This window comes from Caballeronia sp. M23-90, from assembly GCF_053574605.1.
This window is the reverse complement of record NZ_JBSIPA010000205.1, coordinates 1-10,898: the sequence shown is the minus strand read 5'-3', so window position 1 is coordinate 10,898 and position 10,898 is coordinate 1. Positions and strand designations below refer to the sequence as shown.

Here is a 10,898-nt window from a genome sequence, read left to right as displayed (position 1 = left end):
AACATAGATTCGGTAAAGCCATCCGGTCCGCGCATCTGTTCCATCTCGTTCTCATTGATGACATCAGTTCAACGTTTACGCCCACGCCCCGGATGACGGCCACACGAGGTATTTCACCAGCCTGCTAGGCGTCACCGATTTGACCATGCTTAAATACCAGCACTGAACAGCTCGTCTTGAAGGATATGAATGTCTGCTGCTGGATTCAGCGCCCCGCGCCTGGAACAAACCCGAAGTGCAATGCAGGAGTTCGTTGATCGAGACGAGGTCGCGGGCTGCGTATCCCTGATATGGCGGCGCGGCGAAATCGCTATGGTCGACGCACTCGGCTGCCGGGATCGTGAAACGCGGGAACCCATGTCGCGCGATACGCTGTTTCGCATTGCGTCGATGACGAAGCCCGTAACCAGTGTCGCCGCGCTCATGCTCGTGGAAGACGGCCTGATCGCGCTGGATGATCCCATCTCACGCTGGCTGCCCGAACTCGCCAAACCGCAAGTTCTCCTGGATCCGAGCAGTCCACTCGATCGCACCGAACCGGCCCGCGCGCCCATCACCCTGCTCGACCTGCTTACGCATCGCGCCGGCTTTGCTTACCATTTCACCGCATTCGGCGCGCTCGCCGATGCTTACAGCGAAGTATTCAACGGCATCGACGCGACGGTCGATTCAAGCGTGTGGCTCGAACGCGTTGCCAGATTGCCGCTGATGTTCCAGCCGGGCACGCGTTGGCACTACGGCATTTCGACCGATGTGCTCGGTTCGTTAATCGAACGTGTCAGCGGCGTGCCGCTCGAAACGTTTTTCCGCACGCGCATCTTCGATCCGCTGGGCATGACGGATACCGGCTTTGTCGTGCCGGCCGGAAAACTCGAAAGGCTCTCTGTTTCCTACGCCATCGATCCATCGACGCAAGAACACGTGGTCGAAGATCATCCCGCGACGAGCCGCTTTGCCAAGCCCGAGCGGTATCAAAGCGGTGGCGGAGGACTGATATCGACAGCTGATGACTATCTGCGTTTTGCCCGCATGCTGCTCGGCCGAGGCCGCCTTCAAGGCGATGCCACCGAGCGTGCGAACGGACCGCGATTGTTGTCGCATCGTTCTGTTGATCTGATGCGTACGAACTTCCTGACGCGCGAGCAGCGTCGCATTCCCGCGTTTGGGCAGGTCGTTTGGGCGGGGCAGGGGTTTGGTCTGGGCGTTGCGATTGTCGATGACCCCGCGCAGCAACGCACGGAAAGTTATCGGTCGAAGGGATCGTTCGGCTGGCCGGGCGCATTGGGTACGAGCTGGTTCGCCGATCCAGTGGAAGACATGATCGGCATCTTGATGATCCAGCGGCGCGGCCTCGTGCCGTTTCCAATGGCTGCTGTCTTCGAGCGTCATCTCTATGACGCTATCGATGACTGACGTTCAGTGCAGCGTCTCGCGCAAGAGCGTGACGTCATAACCAAGCTTGCGCGCACGATCGATCAACGCCGTACGCATCTGCGCCGATGGCTTCGCTTCACGCGTGAGTATCCATAGATATCGCCCGCTTGGTTCACCGACGATGGACCACGTGTAGTCATCGGCGTGATCGAGCACCCAGTAATCGCCCACATAGAACGGTCCGAAGAACGAGACCTTCAGCTTCGCGTTATTCGAATCAGCGACGATCTTGGCCTTGCCTTCGACCGATTTCGGCGTGCCGTTCACACTTCCCTTGCGGCACGAGTTGATCACCGATATCAAGCCGTCTTCCCGTTTTGCGTAGTTCGCGGTGACTGCTTCGCAGCCCCGTTCGAAACGGTTTTCGTAGCGTGCAAATTCATACCATTGGCCGAGGTATCGATCGAGATCGACCGCCTTCGCAGGTTCCGGCACGTCGTCGTTGCCGCTCTTGCCACTTCCTGCTGATGCACAGGCAGCCAGCACGCCCAGTCCGCCGATCACCAGCAAAGCCGCGGCGCCGATGGTGACGGATCTCTTGAATGTCATGTATGTCCTCGTTATGTTTATGCAGTGGCGTGGCACTCTCAGCAAGCTTCGTTCCGTTGATTGCCGCGCTTGATCAGGTCCCGCATAAGCTCACCTTTAGCGACCGGATTCATGGTTGAAGGGTAGCCGAGAAGCCTGTTAGCAAAGGTATCCGTGTGTATCAACTGTTTTAACAACAGGCCGCAAGCCATTGATCACGCTCGCTTTAGTGATGTGTGTTCAGCATTGAGGTGCAGCGTGCGAGTGAGTCTTAATGTGCTTCCTCATCACCGCACACCAGGGTCCCGTATTGCCTCACCTCAAGATGCACGACGCCGCACGATGGCTCGTACTCTGCATTGATCGCTGTATATCGATCATGGCGAGAAGCAAAGTAGACAGCGCGTGATGAAAGCTCTCAAGCCCTTATGGTAAAAGGCTTTCCAGCCGATACCTAAGCCATTCGATGAACTCGGCAGGCATCCCCTATCTAGTTAGCGATACTTGTAATCACCCTTAGCGTGAGTTTTTGCGGGATACCAAGCTCACCTCCACGCAGGTCCCGAAATCGCTCACCTTTGGTTTTTGGCGCTCAGCGCCAACGCGCATCTACCGCTATGCTTGGCGCCCTCGTCAATCAGTTGCGCTCTGCTCATGCCGTCGTTGGTCTCGTCGCTTTTCACGCCGCTTTTCACCATCATCCTTCCTGTGTTCGGTCTCATCTTCGCCGGCTATGCATGCCGCAAGACGAATCGATTGGGACCGAATGCATCGTCGGAACTCAATCGCTTTGTCGTGTATCTCGCATTGCCCGCGCTGCTCTTCGACATCATGGCCACCACACCCTGGCGCTCACTCGATCAACCTGCGTTTATCGCTGCGTTCGGAATTGCATCGGGTGCCATCTTCGTGCTGACCTTGCTGATCAGCTTGAAACGATCAAAACATCTCGCCGATGCCAGCCTTGATGCACTCAATGCCGCCTATCCGAATGCAGGGTTTATCGGCTTGCCTTTGTGTGCGCTTGCGTTTGGTCACGCGAGCCTCGCACCCGCGGTGATCGCGTTGATCATGACGGTATGCGTGCTGTTCGCGGTGGCTATCGTATTGATTGAACTCGGGTTGCAGACCGAGAAGAACTTCGCCGCGACTATAGGCAAGGTGATCAAGTCGCTCGTGACCAACCCGTTGTTGTTCGCGCCGTTTGCCGGATGGTTATTGAGCGGCGCCGGCCTCACCATCTCGGGCGGCGCGGATACGTTTCTCAAGCTGCTGGGTGCAGCGGCAAGTCCCTGCGCGCTGGTCGCGCTTGGCTTGTTCCTTGGCGAGAAGTCGAAGGGTGGCGCTGCAGGAACGACATCGATGCTCGTCATCGGCAAGCTGATCGCGCAACCGTTGCTAACCTGGTGGCTGGCGTTTCATGTGTTCGCGTTGCCCATCTTGTGGGCGAAGACCGCCGTCATACTCAGCGCGCTGCCCACGGGCACGGGGCCGTTCATGCTGGCGGAGTTCTACAGGCGGGAAGCGTCGGTAACGTCGAGCACCATCCTGTTCTCGACACTGATATCACTCGTTACCGTGACGTTATGTCTTGCCGCCATCACGCGATGACGCACATAAAAAAGCCCGGCATATGGATGCCGGGCAAGCCTCATCGGAGCGAGGTGTGAGAAGAGTGTGCTGGAAGCGTGTCGGATTATTGCGCGCTGATAAGCGCGCTGTTCGCCTGCATCACAGAAGCTGTACTCGATGCATCCAGCGCCTTCGCCGTTTGATACGGCAGCAATTGCGGATAACTTTCCGAATGAATCGTCTCGAGTTGGCCGCTGTTTCTTGCCGCGATGAGTTCAGCCTTCACCTCGGCACGCGTTCTTGGCGCGACGTTCGAAGATTGAGCAAAGACGCTGGCTGAAGAAGCCAGCGCACCAATTAGCAAACTGCCGATAAGCGCGCGTTTCATGTGAACCTCTGATTTGGATGACGGCACGTCTTGCGCCATCGATATGAATCAGTCTATTCACATAGCTATCGGCGACCAATGTCGATTGAGAAAACATATTGTTGTAGTTTTCGCATGAATGGCGGCCGGTGGGGCGCTGAACGTTTCATCGTTGCGGGTTCGGTAAGAACCCGTTTCCGAGTTCGGTATTTTTCCGCTGTCACTTCGCCTTTATCCTTTTGCTGGGATCCAGCCCTTTGCCGCCAAACATCTGGCGGTTTAGTGCGAATTATTAAACATCCACAAAGTTGTCCACAGATTCTGTGGACAACTTTGTGGAAATCATCTCAAAAACGCGCTGAAAGGGGCATGTCAGGCGGCTTTCGCTTGGATTGCCCAATGCAAGGCCAAAGTGCTCGCTGATTACGCTTCTCGATCCCGCCGGTGCACATCGAGTCGCATAACCTGATGGCCGTATCCGCGCCTATGATATTGCGACGATGCGGTGCAAAGCCGCGCGTTTAGTACTTCATTTCATAACGCGATCAACTCAGTCGGAGGGAATAACCATGGCCTTTAGGATTGCGGTTGTTGTTGGCAGCATCCGGCGTGATTCGTTCAACAAGCAACTCGCGCACGCGCTCATATCCCTGGCGCCGCAGGATTTCTCGTTCGAGTTTCTCGATATCGCCAGCCTGCCGCTTTATAGCCAGGACTACGACGCCGATTTTCCCGAAGCCGCGCGAACGCTCAAGCAGAAGATATCGGAGGCGGATGGCTTGCTGTTCGTCACGCCCGAGTACAATCGCTCGATTCCCGGCGTGCTCAAGAATGCGCTCGACTGGGGTTCGCGGCCGTGGGGGCAAAGCGCGTGGGCCAACAAGCCGGGCGCGTTGATCGGGACATCGGTGGGGGCAATAGGCACCGCGCTCGCGCAGGCGCATCTGCGCAACGTGCTTGCGTATCTAGACGTGCCGCTGATGGGCCAGCCGGAAATGTTCATCAAGCACGACGAAAGTCGTATCGATGCAGCCGGCAAGATCGTCAACGACGACACCCGCAAGTTCCTGCAGGCTTTCGTCGATAAATACGTGGCCTGGGTCAAACGGCTTTCGGCGGCTTGAGGCCCATAAAAACGGCCCGCCGAAGCGGGCCGTCAGCAGCCGAGGCAATCAACGGATTACAAGTGATGATGTCCCGTCACGCGGTCCCAGCCGTGACGCACTGCGAGCTTGAAGCGCTCCCACGTATCTTCACCATGCGGATTACGGTTTTGCCAGTCGCGCTGCAATTCGGTTTCCATCGAATCATCCCAGCTTCGGCCGCGATAACGATCATCGTTGCCTAATGTTGCGCCGTAACGATACGCATCTTCGTATTCCTCGTAGCGTGCGCCGGTGGCCGCGTAACGCGATTCATAGTCGGTGCGGAAGTCGTCCTCGTACTCCATGTATTCGTCGGGCATGGAGTTGCGCGACAGCGGCAGGTCGGGCCGGAGCGGATCCGCAGCGGATTGGCTAAGCGACCCAGCAACGGGCGTAGCCAAGCTGGCACGTTGCGAAGACGTTTCGGTTTCATCGAGCGGATCAACCGGTGTAACGGGGCGCCAGCCCTGCGTCGTTTCGTGGGCTTCATCTTTTGCCGGCCATACCGAGCCGCTGGTCATCGGATCTCCCCCAGTCGCGCGGTACGTAGAATCGCTGCTGCCGGCGAACGGGTCGCGTGCAACCGGGCTGATCGGATCAAGCGAATCCACGGCTGCCGGCTCGCTCAGGTTGCCACGCGGATAGGCGCGGGCACGGGTATCGGCACGGGCTGTTGCGAGCGGATCGGCCGCCGGATTGACGGGAGCGCGTCCCGGCACGGCACTGCCCGAACCCAAGCCGAGTTCATCGAGCAACGAATGATCGCGGTCATCGGGAGCGGCAACAGTGCCGAAGCCCGCGCCTGGATGATTCAATGCGCCCCAGCTTGCGGCGCGTTCATCGATGTCAATTGCCCCTTGCTCGGCGAGCGTATGACGGGCTGCATCGGCGCGCTCTTCCGACGGCGTGTCGACCGCCACCAGAATTCCACCACGCCGCACGGCTTCCGAATAATGTGCGACTTCAGGCGGCTGATCGCGACCGCCGAACAGCATCGAAAAGAACCGTTCGATGTTTGCCAGCACGCCGCCCGTTTCCGGCGGCTGCATTGCGCTGGTCGTCGGTTCGAGCGCGGGATCGGCCAGCGAAGACGGCTCCGGCGCGGCCTGGAGTTCAATGTCAGCGTGGGCGAAGCCCGAGGCCACCAGCGCGCTGCGCGCAACTTCGGCCTGATCGTAGGTGTCGAAGATACCGATAACTGTGTGTCGCATGGCTGCCTCCCTGGGTGGCCTTGGAGTGAGTTGCGACGCGATGTACATGTTTGTACGTATCTGCCGCAAGTCCCGCTAGGGTTCGCAACTCCCGTGCCGGGTCGCGCGGCAGGCGCAGCAGGGCGGCGCGGGAAGTGCCAATTCCCCGCGTTCCCATGAAAAGTGCGGACGTTTTTACAAAACCCGGGCCAAATAACTCAGTGCGAGGCCTCGCCGTGCTCGGCGCGTGCCGTCAGGTCTTCGCGAATGGCTTGAAGAAGGGAGTCGAGCAGGCCAATATCGAATGGTTTCGACAGCACGCGCGCATCTACATGACGTGCGCGGTCGAGTTCTTCCGCGTAGCCGGTGACGAGGATCACGGGCACGCGCGGCGTCCACGTCTGCAGGATCTCCGCCAGGTCGATGCCGTTCAGCTTGCCGGGCATATGGATATCGGAGAGAACGACGTCGAACGGCAAGGCGCCGCCCGTGGAGGCATTCTGCCGGGCAAGGTCCAGCATTGCGATCGCGCCGTCGGCGTTGAAGATATGCGTGACCTGATGGTTCATCATCGTTAACAACGCTTCCGTGCCCGCAGCCACTTCCTCGTTGTCTTCCACCAACAGCACGCGCAAACCCGCCGAATCGCCAGGCGCGGCGGTCTCGTTCGGGACGTCGGGTGTCTGCACCGCCGATGCGCTCGCCCGCGGCAAATAAAGCCGCACCGACGTGCCCGCACCCACAGCGCTGTCGATGGTCGCAACGCCGCCCGCGCGCTCGCAGAACGCAAATACTTGCGGCAATCCGAGCCCGGTGCCCATGCCCTTTGACTTGGTGGTGAAAAGTGGCTCGAACGCGCGGCCGAGAATCTCGGGGCTCATGCCGTCGCCGGTATCTTCGAGCGTCAGTTGCACGAACTCGCCGACTATCGGAAAGCCGTCTTCGTGGCGAAACTGCACATTGTCAGCGCGCACGGAGAACGTGCCGCCGTTGGGCATGGCGTCGCGGGCGTTCACCGCGACGTTGATCAGCGCGAGTTCGAGTTCGGCGGCATCGACGCGAATCGGCCAGACATCCGAATCCGATTCCAGCGTCAGCGCGACCTTCGCTCCAAGCGATGCCTTCAGCAGTTCGCGGCACGCGGGCAGCCATTTGCCGATCGCGATGGTCTCATTGCGCAGCGGCTGCTTGCGCGCCACGCCGAGCAACTGGCGTGTCAGCGACTGGCCGCTTTTGAGCGCGCGTTCCATTGCCGACAATTCGCGGTCGAGTCCCGGCGCGCCGCGCCTTCGCGCGATCTGCACATTGGTGGAAAGGATCATCAGCAGGTTGTTGAAATCGTGCGCGACGCTGCCGACCAGATTGCCGAGCGCTTCCATCTTGCGCGCCTGCCGGTAGGCCGATTCGATGGACCGGCGCATCGACGCTTCCGCCTGCCAGCGTTCCCACGCGTCTTCTTCGTTGGCGAGACGGCGCAGCGACAGCCAGATCACGCCCCACAAAACGATGCAAGGCGCGAACAGCGACAACACCAGTACGCTGACATGCCTGTACCAGCCGGCCCAGATCGTTGCGATGGGGTAGCCGCTCGATACATAAACGGGGTAGGTGCCCACGCGCCGGAACGCGACCACTTTCATCTGGTTATCGAGCCCGGAGCGCATACGCACGACGCCCGCGTGCCGGTCCGACAAATACGCTTCGCGCAGCGGCGAACTGGCCGCGAGTTCCATGCGGTTCGCCGGGCGCACCGGATACCACGCGAGCACGGCGCCGTCGGTCCTTGTCAGGCCGAGGGAAACGCTGGTGTTATCGCCGAGGAGTTCTTCATAGAACCCCGCGAAGTAACTCGGACGCAGCGCGATCGATACGATCCCGGCGAACTGCCCGTCCGGCGCCTTGCGCGGCACCGCGGTATTGAAAACGCTTTCGCCCACTACCTTGCCCTGCATGACGCTCGAGACATTCTCGACCGCCGGACGATCGCGCACGGCAATGAAGTCCTCGCGCGTGGCAATGGATATATCGGGTGCCGGGAACACCCGGCTGGTGGCGATCAGCCGTCCATCGGCGCCGAAAATGCTCACCGATGCCACCTGCGGATAGCCTCCGCCCATCGCCTTGAGTTTGTCGTGGATGGACGCCTCGTCGCGGCGCAGCGTGACGTCGTCAACGCCGTCGATCAGATCGATTACGCGTGCGTTGAGCGTCTGGTTCATATCGAAGACTTTCAGCGCATGCTCTTCGGCGACGTGGGCGTTGCGCTCGGCCACCTCGGCGGCATCGGCTTCCCGCGCCTTCAGGTCGCTCCACGACATGACCGCCACGTAGAGGCAAGGCAGGACAATGGCTGCGATCAGCAAGACCCGCAACGTGGCGCGCTGAGCGGCGAAGTTGCGCTCGGGCACGACCGGGAACGGCGGCTCGTCTTGCCAGTGGTCAGCGCCTGAGTCCTCGCGATGCGGCGTCATGGATCGTTTTCACTTGAGTGCGGATGGTTCCGGCTGCGCGGGATGCGCGCTGATTACCTGGCGCGCATAAATCATGCCGTTATCCCATGTCGGCGCCTGACGCGATTCTATTTGAAATCGGATGGTTTTTTTGGACGAGTTGCGCGGGAAGTTGGGAGACCGTGCGCAATGCATGCCCTTGTGCTAATGCGAATGGGGTTTAAGAAGATATTGCGCAATCTGACGCACTTCGTCGAATTGGCTGACGAGTTCGAAACAAATAATGAACGCCAGCGCGCCACTCGGGCCGGGGTATTGGTTGATAAATCGCAGGACGGGCTGTGTGACCGCCGGCCGGATTTCATCTCTCGTCAACAAATACGTGATCATCATTCCGAGTAAAGCGCCGGCAATGATATCGGTCGGATAATGCAGTCCCAGGTACACGCGCGGCAAGCAGATAAAGACGAGCGTATAGGCAAGAGCGGCAAAGCCCGCGCGTTTCCAGACAATGAAAATTCCCATCGAGACCGCCATCCAGATCATTGCGTGGTCACTCGGGAATGAACTCCAGCTTCTCAGGACCTCATCAAACCTGGCGCCAACCGGCATGGTGAAATGCAGATCGGAATTGAAGCGTGGCCGCGAACGAAACGGGAGGAAATAGGCCAAACCGCGGCCCACAATCAAGGCGACCAGACCAGAAGCAAATGTCGCGATGACAACTTCCCGCCGCCAGGGTGCACGATTGTCAGGGCTGAACCAAAGCCACCAAAGCGCTGCGACCAGCAGTAATCCTTTTGCGATATAAAGTCCCGCCAAAGAGCCAATGGCGAAATTGATTCCGGGGGAAACGAACGAGTGTCGAGCGATAAAACCAAGGATCGAAGCATCGAAGCCGTTCATATTGGATTTTCTCGCTTATCCAGCAAGCCATTAATCGAGCGTTCCCCTGCATGCGGCTTATGTAATTTGCGTCGGTGATATGACGACATTTATTAGTAATATTTATGCCACAAAAATGTCACAAACAAATAGCTCAAAGTCGCCTTTACGGCGGCCTCATCGGACAGGGGGCGTCCTCTCGATTTGCTGCGCTTATAAAACCGGTGCCTTAATTCGGGTGCGACAAGCTTTTATGCTTGGCTGGGAGCGGGTAACTGGCGATTGATATCAGCGGTCAGACCTGAACCGTTGGGGATTTCCTCGCGGTCATCGAGCCGATCCACCGTGTGGTTTGCACGCGATCCGAAGGACACGGCGCGCTGATCCGCACGATCTGCAACGAGGGTTACATGCTGACGGCAGATGTTTTGTACGAAGGTTGACGCGGTTTTCCGAACCGCAGAAGTCGCCTAGGGGCAATCGGTCACAAACATTGATATACTTTTCGTCGCTTCAGGCGTCGTTTGAGCGTGTTCCTTAAACCGCTCCAACGCAGCAAGAAGCCGGTTCGCGCCGGTTTGCACGAGCGTCCCTTGGCCGTTGCAACACGGCCGGGCGTTTCACGCACGGCGCCCGATCTAACACTACTGCCCTTGGGGGCGCCACAGCGGAGTCCGTCTTGGCCGTTTCCAATCTTATCGCCGATGAACCTGCGCCCGACGCCGCCAAAGCGTCCTCGGGCAGCTCGTTCTATCTCGCCATGCGCATCCTGCCGGCTGCGCAGCGTGACGCGATGTACCAGGTCTACGCGTTTTGCCGCGCGGTGGACGACATAGCCGACGACGGCACCATGCCGCGCCACGAACGCGCTGCCGCGCTCGAGCAATGGCGCACGGATATAGACGACTGCTACGCCGGCAAGCCGCGCAAGTCGCTGAGCGCGCTCACGCAGCACATCCACGCGTTCCATCTCTCGCGCGATGACTTCATCGCCGTGATCGACGGCATGGCAATGGATTCAGAAGACATCGTTGCGCCCGACGAAGCCAGCCTCGACCTTTATTGCGATCGCGTGGCGAGCGCGGTGGGGCGTTTGTCGGTGAGGATATTCGGGATGCAGGAAGATGCCGGACGGCGTCTCGCGCATCATCTCGGCCGCGCCTTGCAGTTGACCAATATCCTTCGGGATATCGACGAAGACGCGGCCATCGGCCGGGTTTATCTGCCGCGCGAATTGCTGTCGCGCGAAGGCATTTCCACCACCGACATTGCATCCATAGTCGGCGACGCCCGCTTGCCGCGTGTGTGCCTGACCATTGCCGAACGA

The 10,898-nt window shown here is 59.2% G+C and carries 9 protein-coding genes; 4 read left to right on the top strand and 5 right to left on the bottom strand.

All coding sequences use genetic code 11. The features are described 5' to 3' along the window. The first annotated feature begins 189 nt into the window (after positions 1 to 189). Positions 190 to 1,413 (top strand): serine hydrolase domain-containing protein, encoded by a 1,224-nt coding sequence (locus tag ACRXB1_RS19780; protein WP_449492952.1) that lies wholly within the window; start codon positions 190 to 192, stop codon positions 1,411 to 1,413. 3 nt (positions 1,414 to 1,416) lie between these two features. On the opposite strand, the gene ACRXB1_RS19775 is transcribed toward ACRXB1_RS19780, so the two are convergent. Next, a complete protein-coding gene (locus tag ACRXB1_RS19775; protein ID WP_449492951.1) occupies positions 1,417 to 1,983 on the bottom strand; it encodes a lipocalin family protein in 567 nt (188 codons plus the stop codon). A 633-nt stretch (positions 1,984 to 2,616) separates the two neighbouring features. Here ACRXB1_RS19775 and ACRXB1_RS19770 point away from each other — a divergent pair. Further along, entirely contained in the window at positions 2,617 to 3,573 is a 957-nt protein-coding gene (locus ACRXB1_RS19770; RefSeq protein ID WP_449492950.1) for an AEC family transporter, read from the top strand. Positions 3,574 to 3,658: 85 nt separating this feature from the next. Here ACRXB1_RS19770 and ACRXB1_RS19765 read toward each other — a convergent pair whose 3' ends face one another. Further along, the gene (locus tag ACRXB1_RS19765) at positions 3,659 to 3,922 is read right to left on the bottom strand and encodes a DUF4148 domain-containing protein (protein ID WP_449492949.1); all 264 of its coding nucleotides are present in this window, start codon (positions 3,920 to 3,922) and stop codon (positions 3,659 to 3,661) included. 548 nt (positions 3,923 to 4,470) lie between these two features. Between ACRXB1_RS19765 and ACRXB1_RS19760 the strand changes: the two genes are divergently transcribed. After that, positions 4,471 to 5,025, top strand: coding sequence for an NADPH-dependent FMN reductase (locus ACRXB1_RS19760; RefSeq protein ID WP_174364981.1), 555 nt, complete (start codon positions 4,471 to 4,473; stop codon positions 5,023 to 5,025). Between the two features lie 56 nt (positions 5,026 to 5,081). Here the strand turns inward: ACRXB1_RS19760 and ACRXB1_RS19755 are convergent, their stop codons facing one another. From ACRXB1_RS19755 to ACRXB1_RS19745, 3 genes are all read right to left on the bottom strand, one after another. After that, positions 5,082 to 6,257, bottom strand: a complete 1,176-nt coding sequence (locus ACRXB1_RS19755; protein ID WP_062003485.1) for a hypothetical protein — start codon at positions 6,255 to 6,257, stop codon at positions 5,082 to 5,084. 197 nt (positions 6,258 to 6,454) lie between these two features. Beyond that, complete coding sequence (locus ACRXB1_RS19750) at positions 6,455 to 8,707, bottom strand: ATP-binding protein (RefSeq protein WP_449492948.1); 2,253 nt, start codon at positions 8,705 to 8,707, stop codon at positions 6,455 to 6,457. A gap of 183 nt (positions 8,708 to 8,890) precedes the next feature. Continuing rightward, the gene (locus tag ACRXB1_RS19745) at positions 8,891 to 9,592 is read right to left on the bottom strand and encodes a phosphatase PAP2 family protein (RefSeq protein WP_449492947.1); all 702 of its coding nucleotides are present in this window, start codon (positions 9,590 to 9,592) and stop codon (positions 8,891 to 8,893) included. A 658-nt stretch (positions 9,593 to 10,250) separates the two neighbouring features. Here ACRXB1_RS19745 and hpnD point away from each other — a divergent pair. After that, positions 10,251 to 10,898 (top strand): presqualene diphosphate synthase HpnD (gene hpnD / locus ACRXB1_RS19740; RefSeq protein WP_449492946.1); only part of this gene is annotated, 648 nt, incomplete at its 3' end.